21 protein-coding genes are annotated in these 19,894 nt (G+C 38.4%); 14 read left to right on the forward strand and 7 right to left on the reverse strand.

All coding sequences use genetic code 11. The features are described 5' to 3' along the window. Position 1: 1 nt before the first annotated feature. The 5 genes from QUF49_RS03585 to QUF49_RS03605 all read right to left on the reverse strand — a co-directional run bounded on the left by QUF49_RS03585 (position 2) and on the right by QUF49_RS03605 (position 5,319). A complete protein-coding gene (locus tag QUF49_RS03585; RefSeq protein WP_289494379.1) occupies positions 2-667 on the reverse strand; it encodes an SH3 domain-containing protein in 666 nt (221 codons plus the stop codon). A 19-nt stretch (positions 668-686) separates the two neighbouring features. Next, complete coding sequence (locus QUF49_RS03590) at positions 687-3,134, reverse strand: SH3 domain-containing protein (protein WP_289494380.1); 2,448 nt, start codon at positions 3,132-3,134, stop codon at positions 687-689. 184 nt (positions 3,135-3,318) lie between these two features. Next, positions 3,319-4,353 (reverse strand): LCP family protein, encoded by a 1,035-nt coding sequence (locus tag QUF49_RS03595; RefSeq protein ID WP_289494381.1) that lies wholly within the window; start codon positions 4,351-4,353, stop codon positions 3,319-3,321. Between the two features lie 148 nt (positions 4,354-4,501). Continuing rightward, positions 4,502-5,140: a YigZ family protein gene (locus tag QUF49_RS03600; RefSeq protein ID WP_289494382.1), complete on the reverse strand. Its 639-nt coding sequence runs from the start codon at positions 5,138-5,140 to the stop codon at positions 4,502-4,504. Between the two features lie 38 nt (positions 5,141-5,178). Then, entirely contained in the window at positions 5,179-5,319 is a 141-nt protein-coding gene (locus tag QUF49_RS03605; RefSeq protein WP_289494383.1) for a hypothetical protein, read from the reverse strand. 453 nt (positions 5,320-5,772) lie between these two features. On the opposite strand from QUF49_RS03605, the gene QUF49_RS03610 reads away from it, so the two are divergent. Continuing rightward, entirely contained in the window at positions 5,773-6,921 is a 1,149-nt protein-coding gene (locus tag QUF49_RS03610; protein ID WP_289494384.1) for a sensor histidine kinase, read from the forward strand. A 12-nt stretch (positions 6,922-6,933) separates the two neighbouring features. Continuing rightward, positions 6,934-7,665 carry a response regulator gene (locus QUF49_RS03615; RefSeq protein ID WP_066245383.1) on the forward strand — a complete coding sequence of 244 codons (732 nt, stop codon included), beginning with the start codon at positions 6,934-6,936 and terminating at the stop codon, positions 7,663-7,665. Between the two features lie 84 nt (positions 7,666-7,749). On the opposite strand, the gene QUF49_RS03620 is transcribed toward QUF49_RS03615, so the two are convergent. Next, positions 7,750-7,926, reverse strand: coding sequence for a hypothetical protein (locus tag QUF49_RS03620; RefSeq protein WP_289494385.1), 177 nt, complete (start codon positions 7,924-7,926; stop codon positions 7,750-7,752). A gap of 83 nt (positions 7,927-8,009) precedes the next feature. Beyond that, a complete protein-coding gene (locus QUF49_RS03625; RefSeq protein ID WP_289494386.1) occupies positions 8,010-9,803 on the reverse strand; it encodes an ATP-binding protein in 1,794 nt (597 codons plus the stop codon). Positions 9,804-10,417: 614 nt separating this feature from the next. Here QUF49_RS03625 and QUF49_RS03630 point away from each other — a divergent pair. The 12 genes from QUF49_RS03630 to QUF49_RS03685 all read left to right on the forward strand — a co-directional run bounded on the left by QUF49_RS03630 (position 10,418) and on the right by QUF49_RS03685 (position 19,885). Further along, positions 10,418-11,266 carry a DegV family protein gene (locus QUF49_RS03630; protein WP_289494387.1) on the forward strand — a complete coding sequence of 283 codons (849 nt, stop codon included), beginning with the start codon at positions 10,418-10,420 and terminating at the stop codon, positions 11,264-11,266. Between the two features lie 106 nt (positions 11,267-11,372). After that, on the forward strand, positions 11,373-12,812 hold the full coding sequence (locus tag QUF49_RS03635; RefSeq protein WP_289494388.1) for a DEAD/DEAH box helicase: 1,440 nt from the start codon (positions 11,373-11,375) through the stop codon (positions 12,810-12,812). After that, positions 12,809-13,519 (forward strand): ComF family protein, encoded by a 711-nt coding sequence (locus tag QUF49_RS03640; RefSeq protein WP_289494389.1) that lies wholly within the window; start codon positions 12,809-12,811, stop codon positions 13,517-13,519. Before QUF49_RS03635 ends, QUF49_RS03640 begins: the two co-directional genes overlap by 4 nt. Positions 13,520-13,600: 81 nt before the next feature. Next, on the forward strand, positions 13,601-13,996 hold the full coding sequence (locus tag QUF49_RS03645) for a TIGR03826 family flagellar region protein (RefSeq protein ID WP_289494390.1): 396 nt from the start codon (positions 13,601-13,603) through the stop codon (positions 13,994-13,996). 87 nt (positions 13,997-14,083) lie between these two features. Then, a complete protein-coding gene (gene flgM / locus QUF49_RS03650) occupies positions 14,084-14,350 on the forward strand; it encodes a flagellar biosynthesis anti-sigma factor FlgM (protein ID WP_289494391.1) in 267 nt (88 codons plus the stop codon). 11 nt (positions 14,351-14,361) lie between these two features. Continuing rightward, positions 14,362-14,820, forward strand: coding sequence for a flagellar protein FlgN (locus QUF49_RS03655; RefSeq protein ID WP_289494392.1), 459 nt, complete (start codon positions 14,362-14,364; stop codon positions 14,818-14,820). A 21-nt stretch (positions 14,821-14,841) separates the two neighbouring features. Next, positions 14,842-16,368 carry a flagellar hook-associated protein FlgK gene (gene flgK, locus QUF49_RS03660; RefSeq protein ID WP_289494393.1) on the forward strand — a complete coding sequence of 509 codons (1,527 nt, stop codon included), beginning with the start codon at positions 14,842-14,844 and terminating at the stop codon, positions 16,366-16,368. 9 nt (positions 16,369-16,377) lie between these two features. Beyond that, the gene (flgL, locus tag QUF49_RS03665; protein WP_289494394.1) at positions 16,378-17,322 is read left to right on the forward strand and encodes a flagellar hook-associated protein FlgL; all 945 of its coding nucleotides are present in this window, start codon (positions 16,378-16,380) and stop codon (positions 17,320-17,322) included. 52 nt (positions 17,323-17,374) lie between these two features. Then, complete coding sequence (locus QUF49_RS03670) at positions 17,375-17,950, forward strand: DUF6470 family protein (RefSeq protein WP_289494395.1); 576 nt, start codon at positions 17,375-17,377, stop codon at positions 17,948-17,950. Between the two features lie 12 nt (positions 17,951-17,962). Continuing rightward, positions 17,963-18,403, forward strand: coding sequence for a flagellar assembly protein FliW (gene fliW / locus QUF49_RS03675; protein ID WP_289494396.1), 441 nt, complete (start codon positions 17,963-17,965; stop codon positions 18,401-18,403). A 2-nt stretch (positions 18,404-18,405) separates the two neighbouring features. After that, a complete protein-coding gene (csrA, locus tag QUF49_RS03680) occupies positions 18,406-18,651 on the forward strand; it encodes a carbon storage regulator CsrA (protein ID WP_289494397.1) in 246 nt (81 codons plus the stop codon). 133 nt (positions 18,652-18,784) lie between these two features. Then, positions 18,785-19,885, forward strand: coding sequence for a flagellin (locus tag QUF49_RS03685; RefSeq protein ID WP_289494398.1), 1,101 nt, complete (start codon positions 18,785-18,787; stop codon positions 19,883-19,885). The last annotated feature ends 9 nt before the right edge of the window (positions 19,886-19,894 follow it).

Genomic DNA, 19,894 nt, shown 5'->3' on the forward strand with positions numbered 1-19,894 from the left:
CTTATTTCACCTCACCAAGAGAGGCAGCCATCCAGCCGCGCAAACCAGTAGAAGTTTCAACATTGTACCAAAGATCCCCGTTAGAAGTCGTAAAGCTGTTTATATACTTTAATTTTGTACCAGAGGGAACGGTTTTTACAATTGCATATGAAGTAGCTGCACCTTTACGGATATGTGTAGATGCTTTTGTTGTAACGCTAGTAGGGCTTGCAACTGACGTTGTTGAAACATTACTTGCTATAACCCAGCCGTATAGATTATTACCAAGGTTGATACGATACCAGATGCCTGTTGAAGCCTTAAATTGAGCGACAACATTCATAGCTGTCCCATAAGGCTTTTGTGCAACAAGTCTATAGGAAGTAGCTGCACCAGAGTATAATTTAGCAGTCGTTGATTTTACATATACTTTGCTTGGCATCGTTACAGTCGTTGGAGTAGTCGTAGTTGTTCCGCCAGAAGTTTTTAAACGTTCTACTTCTGTTTGAAGCTGTGCCACTTTCGTTTCCAATGTAGAAATTTTAGTTTTCATTGGATTGATTTGCGCATTTACCCATTCAACGCTTGCGAGTAAAACATTACTCTCCGCACTTGTACCTGTTGCAAATGAACCAAAAATTACACCAACACCTAATAATCCTGCTGCCCATCTTTTTTTCATAGTCATTTTCCATTTCCCCCTAAAATTAATTGAAAAAGTTTTGTAACCCAATGCGAATACCAGTTGCAGCATCTCTTCTAAAAGCGTCTGACTTTAGCAGTTTTTCTTCCTTTGGATTGGATAAATAGGCTAGCTCTACTAAAATACTAGGTAATTCATTTTCCCGTGTTACATAAAAATCATTGTTTGTATAACCACGATTGTATGTACCTAATTCCTTGCTAAGAGCAGCTTGAACATCCTTTGCGAGAAAATTGCTTTGTGAGCCGTTAAAATTTTCAGATGTATTATAAAATGTTTCAGTTCCGCGTGAAGTAGAGCTAAAAGAATTGGAATGAATGCTTACAAAGGCATCGTAATCTGATTTATTTGAGATATCCGTTCGTTCACTCAATTCTAAGAAAACATCACTTGATCGAGTCAGCAAAACACTAGCGCCACTTCGCTCTAACTCTGCTTTCAAATACTTTGCAACGGCTAAATTAACATCTTTTTCTTTTACGCCACTAGGTCCAATAGCTCCTGGGTCATAATCCCCGTGACCAGCATCGACTATTATTTTTTTTCCTTTAAGCCCCTTTGGCATAACCTTTAAATTTAAAGCATTTTCATAGTTTCGTAGAGTAAATGTATAATTAGCATGCAATATAACTAATAATGATTTGGAACCATTATTGTTAGTTATAATTTTTGTATTTACAATTCCAGTAACATTACCTGGAAGCTGAATAGAAGCAATATCACCACTAATTAACAGCTGGTTAGTTGCGGGAACTGTATATTTTATTGAACTGACAGCACTTGCTTTTTCCCATTGAATATGATGGGTTGTTGAACTTTTTTTTGTAATAACTGGATTCAATAACCCCTTTGGAGATGTGGCAGAGACATTCTCTTTTAAAATCCATCCTCTGACCCCAGATGTTGTCTCGACATTGTACCAGTTGTTTAGTGACAAAAGCTTAATTAAAGGAGTGCCTGCAGCTATTGAACCTGCCGATAATGAACTAGATGATGCACTTTTATATAGTTTAGTTGAAGATACGCTATAAAGGTGCGGCATACTTTTTAAAGAGTCATATAGCTCCCAAGAAGGTGTCCATCCAGTTACTCCACTATTTGTTCTAACATGCAACCATTTGTGTCCTGTGGATTTATTCGTAAATTCCCCTAGAATGGTTAGCTTTTCACCATAAGAAAGTTTTTTTGTAACTTTGTAGCCCAGATCAGCGCCTCGATATATATAGGCATTTTTGGTACCAACATATTTGGAGATTGTTTTAATTGCTGGAGCACCACCTGATACAACAGTTGAGCTGATCCAGCCATAACGTTTTTTGCTATATTCAATTCTGTACCATGTTTCATTTTTGCTATTAATAAAAGTATCAATAACATTAAAGGATTTACCTTTTGGCAGGGTAGATACCTTTTTATATGAGGTGCTCGCACCACTTCTTATGATAGCACTAGTTACTTTAACCGTAATTTTAACAGCTTTTACTTGCTGTGGAGAAAGATGTTTTGCTGGAACCCAACCAAAAGATTTTGATGATAATTTTAGACGATACCACTTTCCACTCGGACTATTATGCTCATCGATAATGGTTACTTTTTGGTTGAGTTTTAAAGTAGTAATAGATGGGTATAAGTTTGAAGCCCCTTTTCTAACAGCTAGATTATGTTGGGATACATACAAATTTTTTGTAGCGTTTTGTTTAATCACGGTGTTACTTATGTTGCTACTAAGCGAACTTGAGAGTACCCATCCATATGTTCCATTGACAAGAACTCGAGACCATTCCTCATTTTTGGCGTTAGTAAAATGATCAAGGACTTTAACTTTACTATTTAGATTTAGTGTCAAAACGGTAGGGTAGGTATTAGTAGCCCCTTTATGTACGTTAGCTTTTAAAGTTTTTGTATACATTACTTTTTCAGTTAGGGCATTGTCTAATTTTGAATCCATATCTTTTAAATACTTTTCTTGGATCCAGCCAACATTTTTATTACTTTGAATTCTTGACCAATATTCACCAGTTGTTTGATTTTTAAATTGTTCAAGAACCGTAACTTGCTGTCCTTTTTTCAAATTTTCTACGGTTAAATAGGTAATAGAAGCTCCTCTTCGCAAGCTAGTCTTATCCGAAAGAACGTAAACTCCTTTTTTTGAAAGAGGTTTCTCTACCTTAGTTTTGTCAGCCGTAAGAAACTGAGAAATCACCCAACCCTTAACGTTTCCAAGGTCTACTCTATACCAAACTTCTTTTTTACCATTTGTGAATTGATCAATGACTTTTACAGCCTGTCCTTTTTTCAAACGTGCAATAACTTCATAGTCTGTAGTCGCGCCTTTTCTAACATTTACGTAATCTGCATTAGTTATCATGTTAGATGATTTATTTTGAGCATGTACAGTTAATGGAGTTAGTACAGAAGTAATAACTAATGAAGATGCAATAAATCGTTTCATCCTTCTCTCCTTTCTATTTACCACTATTCTACAAAAATTTTGTCGCTTTTTGTTCAAAAAAATAGAAAAATATTCAAAAATATATCAAAAAGTAGAAAAATAAACATTTTTTCCTATAAATTTCATAAAAAAATACCCTCCGAAATTATTATCGGAGGGTATTTCATGAAGTTAATATATTTTTTTAATATTCATCTTTTTCTTGATTATTTGTATCCTGGTAATTTGAATTTGAGGAATTGATTTCAAGTATTTGTTTGATTCTTTCTCTTACTTCCTCAATCGAATCATCTTTCGGAATTTCATATGAAACCCCATTAATCATTTCAGGATAGGTTTCCAATGGTAATGTTTCAAGTTCTTTATTTTTGATGGTCTTGTAAAAATTTCTCATAGCAAACATTTCTTTAAGAGTAATATTAGTTTTAACATTGCTGCCAAGTTGATCAATAACATTGTCTGCTTTTGTAACGGATTGAACAGAAATAGCTTTATCCATTATTGCACGAATAGCTTCACTTTCCCGTTCGTTTCGGCCAATATCCCCACGCGGGTCTTGTTTACGCATTCTAACAAACGCAAGAGCTTCTTCGCCGTTTAGGTCCATTTCACCTTTTTTGAAATAGATCATTCGTTCAAAAGAAGGTTGTTTAAAATCAAAAGGAACATTTACAGTAATGCCATCTAATTCATCAACAATTTCTTCAAAACCTTCGAAATTGGTGGAAACAAAATAATCAATAGGTACATCTAAAAGCTCTTCAGTCGCTTCCATTACCGCTTTCTCGCGCTGGTTTTTTTCTCCGTATGCGTAAGAATGATTAATCTTATCTTTTCTATCAATTGCTGGAATATAGGTCCTTGTATCACGAGGTATATTTACCATGGCTGCTTCTTTCGTTTCAGGATTGATTGTGATGAGCTTTACAACATCTGCTCGTCCAACATCATTTTCCTGATAGTTCTCAATTCCCACAAGAAGGATAGTAACCGGATCCTTTCCGAGCTGTACTTCGTTGAGACGTAAATCAGATTTATTCTCTTTTAATTCGACAATACTTTTATCAGAATTGGCTTTAATTTTATATACTAGATAGCCTCCGTATCCTGCCGCGGTCAATCCAAATAAGAGGGTAACTAACAAGACAAAACGGATTAAACGTCGAAAGGGGCTTCTTCTTTTCCGACGACGAATCCTCGTATTTTTAGGTTGATTCATAATATATAAACTCCCTTAGTCCAATTTGTATTGGAGGTAATTAATCAAATTTAACTTCTTCATAATATCGCAATAGACAAAGTTAGACAATTGTCGAAATTACGACATTATAGATTTCGGCAAGATCTAATGCTTGTTGGGTATAGACTTATGATTTCACATCTTCTTCCAAATACTCCTGCTCACCAAAAACAATCTCACTTTGAGCATTGGAGAGGTCGGTAATCCACTCTTTAAAAGAATCCCTTTCTTTTATCGGTACATACATCTGAATCTCTACTTTTTCCATGTAGTTCATCTCTTTAATGGGGTAGAGGGAGTTGCGAAGTTCGTTTTCCATTTTACCAAGAAGTGTGTAATCTACGGTGATGTGAACGATCTGTTGAAGTTGGCGTTCAACTACGCCAATGTGATTGAGGCCTTCTGAAACGGACTTGCCGTAAGCGCGGATTAATCCTCCTGCACCAAGCTTGATTCCGCCGAAGTAACGGGTCACAACAGCAACCGTGTCTTTCAATTCCCGTTTTTTGAGCACTTCTAACATGGGAACTCCCGCTGTACCGCTCGGTTCACCGTCGTCGTTTGCTTTTTGGATATTGTCGGTTTCTCCGATTAAATAGGCAGAGCAGTTGTGTGTCGCGCTGTTGTGTTCTTTTTTTATTTGCTGGATGAATTGAATCGCTTCTTCCTCTGTTGTTGCTCGTGCAATATGGGCGATAAAGCGCGATTTTTCAATGACGATCTCGTGCTGGCCGGTTTTCTTTACAGTAAGATAGTTGGATAACATTTATTGGGTAGCTCCTTTAGATTTTGAAAGTATTTAATTTAGCTTGAAAGTGGTTGATTTCCGTTCCAGGTTGCTCGATTTCTGCGGGGCAGGCGGTGAGCCCCTTGCCGCTTTGCGCCCTTAAGGGTCTCACCTGACCGCTTGTCCCGCAGGAGTCTCGCACCTTGCACTCCCATCAACTTTGCAGAGAAGATAGTACATATGACTTGAAAGCAAAAATGTTACTTGAAAAAAATGCAGCAAATAGTATTAGCTGAACCAAATTAGGAGGCTATACATGCCGGATAAATAGTCAATGATGCGTACAAAAGCCATTTATTAAACAAGTAAAACCATCAAACCTCAAAAAGAGAGAAATTGATGTCAAAATTGTCGAAAAATCTTCATTCCTTTAGCAGAACATGATATCCTTCATTATAAGGTGATTATAAAAAGCATTCAAATTCTTAAAAATTTTTTAGCAAGAAAAGTCATAAAATTCCACATCTTGGCGAATGTAGTATATTAGAAGGATTTAAGTCTTTTTATGTTTAGTGCCAAGGGTGGTTAAGAAGTCCTATATGCAAATTAGGCAAGATGGTTCTAGAACTTCCGTTTATACTTCTTTATCGTTTTAATTGGGGGAAATTTACATGACTGCAGCTAAGTTAACGATAGATCCACATTTGTTGGACGGAATATTAAATCAAACCATCGATACCGTTACAGAAAGTCAGTCTCAGATCTTTGAGATTAGCGAACAATCGCGGCAGGAGTTTGAACAGCTGCGCCGAGAGCTTGAATTGGTGAAGCAGCAGGTGATCGAGGTCATTCATAAGTCGGATCGGACTGAAGAGTATGCTAAGCTTGCGCGAACACGTTTGGCTGAGGTGAGCAAGCATTTCCAGAAGTACAGCGAGTCGGACATTCGCGATGCGTATGAGAATGCGAATAAGTATCAAATTGAATTATCGATCATCCGGCAAACGGAAAAACAGCTTCGTGAAAAAAGAGACGAGCTGGAACGGAGAATCGGCGCACTGAACGACACGGTGCAAAAGGCTGAATCTTTGGCAGGACAGATTTCTGTTGTTTTAAATTATCTTAACGGGGATTTAAGAAAAATTAACGAACTCGTTCAAGATGCGAAACAAAAGCAGGAATTCGGTCTTCAGATCATAGAGGCACAGGAAGAAGAGCGGAAGCGGGTATCCCGAGAAATACATGATGGTCCTGCACAGCTGATGGCAAACGTCCTCATTCGATCAGAGCTTTTAGAGAAAATCTATGTCGAAAAAGGAACTGATGCTGCTCGTGCCGAAATAAAAGACTTAAGGGTTATGGTTCGCGACTCATTAAAAGAAGTTCGCCGAATTATATATGATTTACGTCCGATGGCATTAGATGATCTCGGCCTCGTCCCAACACTAAGCAAGTATTTGCGCAACGTGAAGGAAAGTACAGGCAAAGAGGTAGATTTACATGCACTCGGCCAAACAAGAAGATTTCCGAATAAGATGGAGATCGCGATTTTCCGATTGGTGCAAGAGGCAGTCAACAATGCAGTCAAACATTCTGACGCAAAGCTGATTGAAGTGAAACTCGAGTTTACCCAGAAATTTATTTCATTATATATCCGAGATGATGGCAAAGGATTCGATATGGCCAAGCCTGCAAAGTCCAATTCCTTTGGCATGATGGGGATGAGGGAGCGGGTAGAACTGCTCGAAGGCACGCTAAAAGTGAAATCCCGCATAAACTTCGGTACAAGTGTTTACATTCAAATTCCCATTCAAGACTAGGAGGGTTCACACATGAATAATGTTAATGTGTACGAAAATAACGCCTCAGCACCTGAGAAAACAAGAATAGCTATTATCGACGACCACCGTTTGTTCCGTGAAGGAGTTAAACGCATTCTAGATATGGAAGATCAGTTCTCTGTTGTTGCTGAAGGCGATGATGGATCAGAAGCGGAAAATATCGTCCGCGACCATAATCCTGATGTTGTTTTGATGGATATCAACATGCCGAACATCAATGGCGTTGAAGCGACTCGCCGTTTGGTTGAGAAATCGCCAGATACGAAGGTAATCATCCTATCGATCCATGATGATGAGACATATGTGTCCCACGCGGTTCAGACAGGTGCATCGGGTTACTTATTAAAAGAGATGGACGCTGATTCATTGATTGAAGCGGTTCGAGTGGTAGCTGATGGTGGAGCTTATCTTCACCCGAAGATTACGTATAATCTTCTAAACGAGTTCCGTCGTTTATCGACAACGAATAAAACGCAGCAAAACAAAGCTGGTTTTGTAGAAGTAGAATACCGAAAGCCACTGCACATCTTAACGCGTCGTGAGTGTGAAGTGCTTCAATTGTTAGCTGATGGACGAAGCAATCGAACGATTGGGGAAGAGCTGTATATCAGCGAGAAGACGGTTAAAAACCATGTGAGTAACATTCTTCAAAAGATGAATGTGAACGACCGTACGCAGGCTGTTGTTGAAGCGATTAAAAATGGCTGGGTAAAAGTACGTTAATTGATCGTGATGAAAAAGACCTTCGAGTGAGAAGGTCTTTTTCTTATGAAGAGCTTTATGGCGTGGAGCTTTGATGCGAAGATTCTATATGAAAATTTTATTGTGGACAATGTTAAATGTTTTTTGCTTTGCAGGGATGCTTTGTAAGCAGTTGATTTCCGTTACAGATGCTCGCTTTCCGCGGGGCAGGCGGTGAGCCACATTCGTACGTTCCACGTATAAGTGTCTCACCTGCCTACCTGTCCCGCAGGAGTCTCGCATCTTTCACTTCAATCAACTTGTCAGTGAAGAGTAAAAACAAAAAGAGTTAAAAATAAAAACTAATTAAGAGTCCTTTTAACATGTTAACTCATGCTCATCTCAAGAATTCGATCCTCAGCGGTCACATTAAGTGGAAATTCAAGAGAGACCCTCGTACCACTGCCTTCTTTTGATTCGATCTGCATCTTTCCGCCGTGGTTTTCGACGATTTGGTAGCAGATCAGCAGGCCTAGACCAGGATTGCCTTCTTTGGTTGTATAAAAAGGCTGCCCGAGTTTTGATAGAAGGTGATCGGGTATGCCAGGGCCATCGTCTTGGATGGATATGTGTATGCTTTCCTCATCCTGTTCTAACTGAACAGAGATGTTTCCCCATGAAGGTGTGGCTTCAATTGCATTTTTCAATATATTTAAAAAGAGCTGTGTCATCAAATTTTCTTCACATTTGAAAATTACCGGTTGATCGGGCAGATTCAATTCCAGTGAAGTTGTGTGAAAGTCTGTTTCGTCTTCAATGAATTTAAGAGAGCGTTTAATGACTTTATTTAGGTCATGGTTATGTTTTAAGATCATGTGCGGTTTTGCCAAAATCATAAGCTGGCTGATGATAAAGTTAATGCGTTCGGTTTCTCGAAGCATGATGCCTAAGAAATGGTGTGTTTCTTCTGTTGTATTTTGAGATTTAAATAGCTGTGCAAAGCCTTTGATAGAAGTGAGTGGATTACGTATTTCGTGTGCTAGACCTGCTGCAAGTTCACCTACATAAGCAAGAGTATTTGCTCTTTGCTTAAAGTTTTGCGCTTCATTTATCGCAGTCATGTCTTTTGCGATCCCGATAACTGCGGTAATATCATTTCTTGTAGAATAGGGGATGCTTGTAACCTCGAGCTCTATTTCTTGTCCACTCTTATTAAAAATCGTGAGGGTACGCTTTGCAGTGCCACCTTGCAGAACTTGTTTTAAAAATCCAAGAGACGTGTCGATTTCTTCTTCTTTTATAAGATCTGTATAGGGCATGTTTTGTAGCTCTTGAAGTGTATACCCAGTCATACTTAAGAAGGAAGAATTGGCTTTTATAAAGTATCTGTCGGGCCCGATTACGTATACACCTTCAGGGTTTAATTCAAAGAGTGAGTTATAACGATGTTCGGATTCTAGTAGTTCGATCTGTTGTTGAACGAGCTTTTTTTGGTTGCGCTGTTCTAAAATATATAGAATTAATACGACGATCGTCGCTCCGAAGACAAGCAGCGTAGCGACCATATTTATATTATTTAACGGAAAGTCGTTATGCCAATTAAAAGTTGGACTACCAGTTATTAATGCCATTTCTCCGATATAGTGCATAAGGCTGACGCCAGTTGTGAATGACAAACTCGTAAGAACTTTTTTGAATGGTAAGTGGGCTACGGATAAAATCGAAAAGCCTAAAACTGAAAAAACAATAGCAGAACCAACAGAGAGGACGAGATAAAATGTATTTGACTGAAACGGCATATGAATGTGCATGGAAAACATCCCAATCGAATGGACGGAAATAAGACCACTGGCAAAAGTAAGAGCTGGTGCCAACCGTTTATTTTGAACTTTTGGTGAGGTGAATAGGAAAAAAGCCAAGTAAGAAAAAACGATGCCGGTAGCAAATGCGGCAGCCATCGTAGGCAATTTATAGACAAACGGAACAGGGCTCTGGATAGATAACATTCCCATATAATGCGTAGCCCACACAGCGATACCCATTGTAACGGAACCTACTAACAAGAAATAGAGCTGCGACTTTTGCTTTTCTAAGTGACTTAATGCCCAGTCTATAGAAACTAGAGCAAACAGAAAGCAAACGAATAGAGATAATATTACGATATATAGATTATGATCCAATGGTCCTAACCCTCCCTTAAATCCTGTTTAACATTGTAAATTCTTCCATTTCTTACAAATTCCTTCTTACTTCGAAAAAAACTTTTAAAAAGTTTAAGTATTCGCGTGCTGAATAATGAACACCCTAAATGTATCACTTTTATAGTTATTGAAAAAATATATAAATACTAAAAATAGCTCATGTATTATTTCGGAATTTATTAAACTCCCTTAAGTAAATGACCAACATTTTTATGTAGTCAAAACAAAATGAAGGAAACCGTAATGAATCCCTATAAAGGATAGAAAGAGGGGAAGGCGAATAGTTAGTTTAAGATTCCTCTTCAACAGTTTGGTTTATTCATTTACTTCATTGACAAGTTGATTGAAGGATGCGAGACTCCTACGGGACGAGCGGTCAGATGGAGACTCCTAATGGCGCAAAGCGGCAGGAGGCTCACCGCACGCCCACCAAAAAGTGAGCATCCTGGAGCGGAGATCAACTACTTTCAAGAACTACAATGATGGCAAAAACAGTCTTTAATAAAAAGTGAATTTAGTGAATTAGTTTTCCTGATGGTGTACACTGTTAGAGGAGATAAAACAAGATTTTTGCACAAGAGAGGACTAAAAATATGAGCAAGGTAGCCGTCATTACAGACAGTACTTCATACATACCCGAACATATCCGCAACGAAAAAAATATTGTAATGATTCCGCTCAACGTGGTTTTTGACAATGAAACATACAAAGAAGAAGCCGAAATTAAAGCAGACGATTTTTACGATATGGTGAGTAAAGAGGAAACTCTGCCAAAAACATCTCAGCCAGCGATTGGCGAACTCGTCGAACTATTAGAAGAGCTTTCAAAGAATTATGATGAAGCTATTATGATTACGTTATCGAGTGGCATAAGCGGTACTTACCAAAGTGCGGTTGCGGTAGGAGAGATGGTTGAAGGAATCAAACTTCACGTGTTTGATTCTGAAATTAGCTGTTCACCACAAGCTTTTTACGTATTGAAAGCTGCTGAATTAGCAAGTGAAGGTTATAACGGTTATGACATTATGAATCACTTGTTGCAAATGAAGAATAATGGAATTCCAGCGTACTTCATGGTAGATGATTTAAACCATCTGCATCGCGGCGGTCGTTTAAACACAGCTCAGCTTTTTGTAGGTAATTTGCTGCAAATTAAACCGATTCTTCACTTTGAAGACAAGAAGATCGTTCCGTTTGAAAAAGTCCGTACAAAGAAAAAAGCGTTAAAGCGTATTTTCGACATCATGGATGAAGATGTAAAGCTTAATGACAAAATAAAAATTAGTGTGATTCATGCCAAGCGTGAGGCTGAAGCCGTTGAAATCGCTGAAGAGCTTCGCGAAAAGTTTGTGAACGCGGATGTTTGGGTTAGCTACTTTGGACCTGTAATCGGTACTCACCTAGGCGAAGGTTCACTCGGAATTACGTGGATAAAAGAATAACCATTGGAGAGATGAAAATGAAATCTCTAACACATCGGGAGACAACACAATGAGGTTTGTCTCCTTTTTATTAAACAATCGTTTAACAATCGCCCCTGAACACCTCGTGAATGACTCCAGTTTAAAAGCAGTTCCGTTTAGTAAACTTCCATCAGTTAATCAAACAACCTTAAATCCAGCATTTTCGTTTGATGAAAACCTTCAGCAAATCCTTCATGGTAAGTCACTTCTGTTTGATGAACTTCCCTTTATAGTAGAAAGAATTCAAGAGCATTATGAGAATGGATATTTACAATACTCAGTTGGTGTACGTAAGAGCAAGTATGGTTATGCATGCAGTCGGTGTGGTAATGAGAAAAGTCACTTGTTTGCTTCTTTTTCTTGTTATAGATGCAAAAGTGATGCATGTGTATATTGCCGAAACTGTATCATGATGGGAAGAGTAAGCGAGTGTACGCCTTTATTGACGTGGAATGGACCAGATATACAATGGTCTGATAAAAATAATCTTATGTGGGATGGCAAGTTATCAAGTGGACAGCAAGTTGCGTCACAGAGGTTTGTTGATGGAGTTGGTGGTAAGGGTGAACTGTTAATTTGGGCTGTGTGTGGAGCAGGGAAAACAGAAGTGCTTTTTAAAGGAATTGAGATAGCATTAAAGTTGGGCTTACGCGTTTGCATCGCAACACCTCGAACAGATGTTGTATTAGAATTGGCTCCTCGACTAAAAGCTGTATTTCCTGAAACACTAGTAGCCAGTTATTATGGCGGATCAGATGAACGAGAGGTACCTGCTCAACTCGTCATTTCTACCACTCATCAGCTGTACCGATTTAAACAAGCGTTTAACATAATGATTGTAGATGAAGTGGACGCCTTTCCGTTTTCCTACGATAAAACCCTTCAGCATGCAGTTTCTCTTGCCGTTTTCCCTAAGAACTTCACTCTATATTTATCTGCAACGCCTTCTCTAACAATGAAAAAAGCTACAGAGAAATGCCAGCTTCCTTATGTTAAGATATCTCAGCGGTTTCACGGTTATCCGTTACCTGTTCCAAAGATGGCTTGGAGCGGAGAGTGGAGAAAGCGAATAGCCGCTGGGAAATTGCCGACTGTTTTTGAGAAGTGGGTGAAGAAACAAGCAGATAGTGGGAGGCGAGCCATGATCTTTGTATCGTCTGTATCTATGCTCGATACAGTGACTGACATCATAAAAAAACACGTATCCGTCCAGTTAGATAGTGTTCATGCTGAAGATCCTCTACGAAAAGAGAAAGTACAGAAATTCAGGAAAAAAGAGATACAGCTTTTAGTTACGACAACTATTTTGGAGCGTGGTGTTACAGTTCCTTTTTTAGATGTAGCGGTTTTTGGGGCAGACCATGATGTTTTCTCTGAGAGTGCTCTCGTTCAAATAGCAGGAAGAGCAGGGAGAAGTAAAGACGACCACGATGGGCGAGTAGTCTTTTTTCATTATGGGAAATCGTTGAGTATGGTGAGAGCGATTAAGCATATAAGAGAAATGAACAAGGAGGCTGAATCTTGAGTTATTGTTTATTTTGCCATGAATCATACTCGGAGACATGGTCATGGCAGGCTCTGTTCGGCTTAGTGAATTCACCATTGTTATGTCAGGACTGTGAAGGTGAGTTGGAGTTGATTAAAGGAGAGATTTGTAGAAAATGTGGTCGTGGGTTTTCATTATTTCCCGAGCAATATCGACAGGGTGACTGTTGCTTTGACTGCATTCGGTGGGAGGGAAATCCAACATGGAACGGCGTTCTACAGCAAAATCGGTCACTTTATGTCTATAACGACTTTCTAAAAGAGGTTATTGCGAAGTTGAAATACCGTGGAGATGCTGAAATCGTTAAAGCATTTTACCCAGTCGCTAAACCTGCATTTAAAAAGATTTCCCAAAATGCAATCGTTGTTCCGATCCCTTTAAGTGATGAAAGACATTACGAAAGAGGATTTAACCAAGCTGAACTTTTAGCGAGAGGAATTAGCGCACAACCAGCACTTCTGTTAAAAAGAAAAATGCATGAAGAAAAACAAAGTAAGAAGACCCGTGAAGAAAGAATGCTGCAAAAAGACAATCCCTTTGAAGTAATTGCTGCAGAAAAAGTGCTCGATCAAAGCATTCTTATAGTTGATGATGTTTATACAACAGGCAGCACAATCCGATATGCGGCGAAAGTCCTGTTAGATGCGGGCGCCAAAGAAGTTTCATCTATCACTCTTGCTCGATAAATAAAACGAATGACCTGTTAAAACCTGCGTATCGTACTCCGATATAAAGAGAAGTTAGAGTTGTTAAGGAGCGGATACGTAATGGACAATTTAATGAACTGTCCGCAGTGCGGAAGACTTTTTGTAAAATACATTCGTGAAAAGTGCGATGTATGTTTTCAAGAAGAAGAGCGAGATTATGACAAGATTTACCGTTTTATAAGAAAAAGTGTAAACCGCAACGCAACAATCGTTGATGTTAGTGAAGCAACAATGGTTTCAGAAAATAAGATTATCTACTTCATCCATCAAGGAAGGATTCGGGTAAAGGGGTATCCAAACTTTACGTATCCTTGTGATGGTTGCCACAACCCAATAAATGATGGACGACTCTGCCAAACGTGCAAGGACAAACTGAAGTCGGAACTTTCCATCGAGGATTTTATTAAGCGAAAACAAGAAGAAGCATTACCTTCTTACCATACGGATGACAATTAACCAAATTTCTTTTCATAACTTAAAGATTTTTTTGAGATAGCCGATATAAAAACTAAGAATAAAAGTCTCTAAATGAGGTGACTAAATATGCGAATTAATCATTTTAAAACGATACAAAACAACCCATACAAAAAACAGGTGCCGCATATGAATGAGATTCATGTAAAGTCTGCATACAAAAAGGACGAAATTCAAATTTCAGATGAAGCGAAAAAGCTATTATCGTCTTCTAAATTTGAACAAGACCGAATGGATAAAGTACAGGAAATAAAACAACAAGTGGATAGTGGAACGTTTAAAGTGAATGTTGCAAAAACCGCTGCATCCATCATTAGTTACTACTATAAGGCATAAGGAGAACCCTCATGGAAACCGCACATATGATATCACTTCTTGAACGTTTGTTTAAATCTCACGAAGATCTCATGTCTTTAGGGGAACGCAAAACAGAAGTGCTTAAATTAGGTGATATGAAATCACTGGATGTTTTATTGAAAGAAGAAGATCTGCAGGTAAAGAAACTTCAAATCATCGAAAAAGAAAGAATGCTTAAGTTTGCGAATGTGACATTGAGTGACGTTTTAGAGCAAGCAGAAGAGCCCGAAAAAGAAAGATTACTGGTTCTTCAAAACAGACTTATTGAGATGTATGAATCTTTAAAAAACAGAAATCAACTCAATCAGGAGTTGTTAGAGCAATCACTGCAGTATGTGAATATGTCTCTTAGCATGTTTCAACCACAATACGAACCAGATCTATACTCTAAGAACATTACTGATGAGTACTCATCTAACAGTATTTCTTTATTTGACTCAAAAGCTTAAATCCTACGGAGGAAACCTACAATGCGCTCAACTTTTCAAGGACTGGAAACCGCTCGGCGAGGTATGTTTACCCAACAAACTGCTCTACAGGTGACGGGTCACAATATCTCAAACGCAAATACTCCAGGCTATACACGTCAACGAGTAAACTTTACACAAACAGAACCATATCCAGCAGCTGCCATGAACCGCCCGAACATTCCGGGTCAGATGGGAACGGGAGTGCAAGCTGGATCAATTCAACGGGTTCGTGAAGGCTTTTTGGATACACAATTTCGCGAAGAGAATAACAAGTTCGGTTATTGGAATACAAGAAGTGAAGCGTTAGCTAAAATGGAAGATATCATGAATGAACCTTCGGATAATGGTTTATCAAAGACTCTTGATCGTTTCTGGCAGTCTTTACAGGATTTATCCGTTCATCCAGAAGATGATGGTGCACGTTCGGTAGTGAGGCAGCGTGGAGAAGCGGTTAGTGATACGTTTAATTACCTATCAAACTCTTTAAATGCCATTCGTAATGACCACAAGAGTCAAATTGATCTAACGGTTAAAGAAATTAATTCATTAGCCACTCAAATTAACAACATAAATTCTCAAATCAATGAGATTGAGCCGCATGGTTATCTTCCTAACGACCTTTATGATGAGCGAGACAACCTGGTTGATCGTCTTTCACAACTAGTGAATATCAAAGTAACACCTGTAAAAAGTGGTGGTAATGCTATAGCTATTTCTGAAGGTAAATATACAATCGACATAATCGATAAGAATGGTGCGTCTTTAGGAAAATTAGTTGACGGGACTGCTTTAACAAGTAATGAACTGCAAACAGTAGAGTCTAATGGGACTGTTTCAGGTTACCAGCTAAATGATGGAGCAACGGCAACTACGCTCTCATCCACTGAATTTAGAGGGAAACTTCAAGGATTAACTGATGCGTATAATACTGTGTTCCCAGAAATGTTGGCTAATTTAGATCAGTTAGCTTATGATTTTGCAACTTCATTTAACAGCGTTCATAACGCAGGGTGGACGATGGATGATGTAGAAGTAGGCTTAAAAGGCAACGGGATTGATTTTTTCGCGGTTAAAGATGCTTCAGGAAATGACGTCAAAATTGATGCTAATCAATTAACAGGGTTAGCAGGCAAACTGAAAATCTCTAATCCTATTAAAAATGATCTAGACAAGATAGCAGCAGCTTCCCCTAAAGGAACAGATACGGTTGCTTATTCTGGTGACGGTAGCAACGCACTTGCTCTTGCAAATGTAAAGGATACCACTCAATTAAAAAGTAAATATGAATCTATGATTGGTGGCATGGCTGTTAGCTCTCAAGAATCAGTTAGACTAAGCAACAATTCACTCATGTTAACAGATACAGTAGACAAGAGGAGACAGTCTGTTAGTGGTGTATCGTTAGATGAAGAGATGACAAACATGATTCAGTTTCAGCATGCGTATAATGCATCTGCTAGAAACATAACGGTCATTGATGAAATGCTAGATAAGATCATTAATGGCATGGGTGTTGGAGGGAGGTAGGTTAGTAGGATGAGAGTTACTCAAAATATGTTAAGCAATAATATGTTGCGAAATGTAAGTAACAGCTTTCAAAGAATGGGAAAATATCAAGATCAGCTTTCGACAGGAAAGAAAATTAGCCGACCTTCTGACGATCCTGTTGTAGCGATGAAAGGTATGACTTATCGAACGTCTCTAAATCAAGTCGAGCAATATCGCCGCAATTTATCAGAAGCATATAACTGGATGGATGCTGCTGACTCGTCACTTGATAAAGCGACAAGTGTCCTTCAGCGTGTACGTGATCTTACTGTTCAAGCAAGCAATGGAACATACGAAGAAGGTCAGCAAGGTATGATACAAAAGGAAATTACTCAGTTGAAAGAACACCTTGCTTCGATTGGAAATACCCAAGTGGCCGGTAAGTATATATTCAACGGTAACGATACGAAAAATAAACCAATTGATTTAAATGGTTCAACCCCTACTCCAACAGATAAGGATCCTATAATGCTGAAACTGTCTGACGGAATTAACTTAGCAAGTAACAACGTCAATGTTTCTACGAATCAAAATGCAGTTGAATTCGAACTATCTGATGGGATTAAAATACCTGTTAACATTAACCCGACAAACGTTTTTTCTAAACAATTGTTTAAAGATATGGAAGATCTAGAGGCTGCTCTACAAAATGGTGCGCCGGATTTGGATCAGTTTCTGACCAAAATTGATAACCATATTTCAGGCATTGGTTCAGAACGTTCTGAACTAGGTGCCCGGTATAACCGAATTGAGTTGATGGACAGCCGTTTAAGTGAACAAGAAGTAATCTCTAGCAAAATTCTATCTGACAATGAAGATGCGGATATTGAAAGAGTGATAACCGATCTAAAGATGCAAGAAAGTGTGCACCGTGCCGCACTGGCTGTTGGGTCAAGAATTATTCAGCCATCACTAATGGACTTTCTCAGATAAGAAAAAAGAGCTATCAACTGATAGCTCTTTCTCTATATAGGAGGGAAACAGTATGAACTTTCCTCAATTAAGAATGCAGTCAACAAAAGGTGAATTAGGATTAACCATTACAAAAGCTGTTCAACAGATTGAGCAGCCACAAGCAGATATGACGATTAGACAACGATCAGCGGAGATGGATATTGAGACAACACCAGGAAAACTGATCATCGATCAAACCCAGGCTTGGGCAGATATGAATTTAATGCACATTTTTAAGCGAATCGAAGAGTACGCTCGAAACGGATATCAAGATTGGTTATCTTATCTAGCGAAAACCTCATCTCAGGGAGATCAACTTATGAGGATTGAAAACAAGGGTAACCCATTAATCTCTCAAGCGAAGATGAATAGTGAATCGCCTATTTTAGATTACAATGTAGGATTTATTCCATCTGCCTTTAGCGTTAAAATGAATTATAGACCAGCTAAAGTGAATATTAATTGGAAAACGCATCAGCCAGATATAAACGTAAAAGTCAACAAACCTCGTCATCATTATTCACCAGGTGTCGTACGAGGAAAAATGAAACAGATGCCATCTTTACATATAGAGGTTATAGGATTAAATATTGATCAAAAAAAGTAAAGGGATGAAAACATGAAACTTGAGACGAAATTTCAAGAAGTGATCGAAATACAAGAGTCAGATATATTATCGTTTGAACAAGGTCTGCCAGGATTTGAGCATGAAAAACAATTTGTTTTGCTACCCATAGTAGGTACAGAATTGTCACTGCTTCAGTCAATCGGGACAAGGGATTTAGCCTTTATAACGACTGATCCATTTCAATTTTTTAAAACGTATGACTTTGAGTTAAGTAAAGCAGACATAGAATCTTTAAAGTTAGAAAATGAAAAAGATGTCTTTGTACAAGTAATTATTACAGTCCAAGACCCATATGAAAAATCAACAGCAAATCTTCAAGCTCCTGTTGTAATCAATTCAAAAAATAATCTTTGTAAGCAAGTTATTTTGACAGATAATCATTATAGAACAAGACATAAACTAACAGAATCTCTTGTTAGACAGGAGGGTTAATCATGCTAGTATTAACCCGTAAAATACAAGAAGCTATTAAAATTGGTCACGATATTGAGATAACGGTTCTTGCTGTTGAGGGAGACCAAGTTAAACTAGGCATTAATGCTCAAAGAAATGTAGAGATTCATAGAAAAGAAATCTATCTTTCTATACAAGAAGAAAACAATCAAGCATCCCAAACTTCACTAGACACATTCAAACAGTTAAAAACACAAAAAAATATTACTAAAACTATTAAAGATTAATTCCATTCTCCGATATAACATATAGAAACAAGTTGTACTTTTAGCGGCCGGTAAATGTACGCTCGTTTTATAAAAAACACATCCAACCAACCACAAGGACGTGGGCGGTTCAAATTTCAAGGAGGAAATTAAAATGAGAATTAATCACAATATCGCAGCTCTTAACACGCATCGTCAATTAAGTGGAGCTAATAATGCTCAAATGAAGTCGATGGAGAAACTCTCTTCTGGTCTTCGTATTAACAAAGCAGGAGACGACGCGGCAGGTCTAGCAATTTCTGAAAAAATGCGTGGACAAGTTAGGGGATTAGAACAAGCATCTCGTAACTCACAAGATGCAATTTCAATGATTCAAACTGCTGAAGGTGCTCTTAACGAAACTCACTCAATCCTTCAACGTATGCGTGAGCTAGCTGTTCAAGGTGCGAATGATACAAACGTAACACAAGATAGAGATGCTATTCAGGAAGAATTAGTTGAATTAAAGAAAGAAATTGACCGTATCGGTGATACAACAGAGTTTAACAAACAGACTTTGCTTAATGGTGGTCTGGGTGGTACTGTTGATCAAGATGCAACAACAACAACTGTATTAGCAGTTACTGGTGTTGCTAGTGCAACAACAAATGGTGCTATTGCAGATACTTATACTATATCTTCAGGTGCTGCTGGTGAATTAACTATGACTAACAGTGCTGGTACAAAAACACAGACAATAACAAACGCTAGTGGTGCTCAAGAATTAAACTTCTCTGATTTTGGAATAACATTAAAAACAAATGCAGGATATACTGCTGATGATGCAGTTGGTAATGTTGTAGTTAATGCTGGTTCAGTTACATTCCAAATTGGTGCTAATGAAGACCAAAATCTAAGTTTAAATATTCGTAACATGAAAACGGATGGTGTGCTTAATCTTGCAACCGCTGGCCGTGTTGACGTTACAGACCACCTTGCAGCAAAAGCTTCAGTTACAAACATTGAAAGTGCTATTACTGAAGTTTCAAAAGAGCGTTCTAAACTGGGTGCATACCAAAACCGTCTGGAGCACACTATCAATAACCTTAACACATCTTCTGAAAACCTAACTGCTGCGGAATCTCGTATTCGTGACGTAGACATGGCGAAAGAAATGATGGAACAAACTAAGAACTCTATTCTTGGACAAGCTGCACAAGCCATGCTTGCACAAGCAAACCAACAACCACAAGGTGTTCTTCAACTTCTTCGTTAATTAAAATTT

It is taken from the genome of Fictibacillus sp. b24, assembly GCF_030348825.1.
Classification (GTDB): Bacteria; Bacillota; Bacilli; order Bacillales; family Fictibacillaceae; genus Fictibacillus.

Excerpts from the sequence above, each read along its gene's own strand:
- QUF49_RS03585 (WP_289494379.1), bottom strand. The coding sequence starts at position 667 with ATGACTATGAAAAAAAGATGGGCAGCAGGATTATTAGGTGTTGGTGTA.
- QUF49_RS03590 (WP_289494380.1), bottom strand. The coding sequence starts at position 3,134 with ATGAAACGATTTATTGCATCTTCATTAGTTATTACTTCTGTACTAACT.
- QUF49_RS03595 (WP_289494381.1), bottom strand. The coding sequence starts at position 4,353 with ATGAATCAACCTAAAAATACGAGGATTCGTCGTCGGAAAAGAAGAAGC.
- QUF49_RS03600 (WP_289494382.1), bottom strand. The coding sequence starts at position 5,140 with ATGTTATCCAACTATCTTACTGTAAAGAAAACCGGCCAGCACGAGATC.
- QUF49_RS03610 (WP_289494384.1), top strand. The coding sequence starts at position 5,773 with ATGACTGCAGCTAAGTTAACGATAGATCCACATTTGTTGGACGGAATA.
- QUF49_RS03615 (WP_066245383.1), top strand. The coding sequence starts at position 6,934 with ATGAATAATGTTAATGTGTACGAAAATAACGCCTCAGCACCTGAGAAA.
- QUF49_RS03620 (WP_289494385.1), bottom strand. The coding sequence starts at position 7,926 with ATGCGAGACTCCTGCGGGACAGGTAGGCAGGTGAGACACTTATACGTG.
- QUF49_RS03630 (WP_289494387.1), top strand. The coding sequence starts at position 10,418 with ATGAGCAAGGTAGCCGTCATTACAGACAGTACTTCATACATACCCGAA.
- QUF49_RS03645 (WP_289494390.1), top strand. The coding sequence starts at position 13,601 with ATGGACAATTTAATGAACTGTCCGCAGTGCGGAAGACTTTTTGTAAAA.
- flgM (WP_289494391.1), top strand. The coding sequence starts at position 14,084 with ATGCGAATTAATCATTTTAAAACGATACAAAACAACCCATACAAAAAA.
- QUF49_RS03655 (WP_289494392.1), top strand. The coding sequence starts at position 14,362 with ATGGAAACCGCACATATGATATCACTTCTTGAACGTTTGTTTAAATCT.
- flgK (WP_289494393.1), top strand. The coding sequence starts at position 14,842 with ATGCGCTCAACTTTTCAAGGACTGGAAACCGCTCGGCGAGGTATGTTT.
- flgL (WP_289494394.1), top strand. The coding sequence starts at position 16,378 with ATGAGAGTTACTCAAAATATGTTAAGCAATAATATGTTGCGAAATGTA.
- QUF49_RS03670 (WP_289494395.1), top strand. The coding sequence starts at position 17,375 with ATGAACTTTCCTCAATTAAGAATGCAGTCAACAAAAGGTGAATTAGGA.
- fliW (WP_289494396.1), top strand. The coding sequence starts at position 17,963 with ATGAAACTTGAGACGAAATTTCAAGAAGTGATCGAAATACAAGAGTCA.
- csrA (WP_289494397.1), top strand. The coding sequence starts at position 18,406 with ATGCTAGTATTAACCCGTAAAATACAAGAAGCTATTAAAATTGGTCAC.
- QUF49_RS03685 (WP_289494398.1), top strand. The coding sequence starts at position 18,785 with ATGAGAATTAATCACAATATCGCAGCTCTTAACACGCATCGTCAATTA.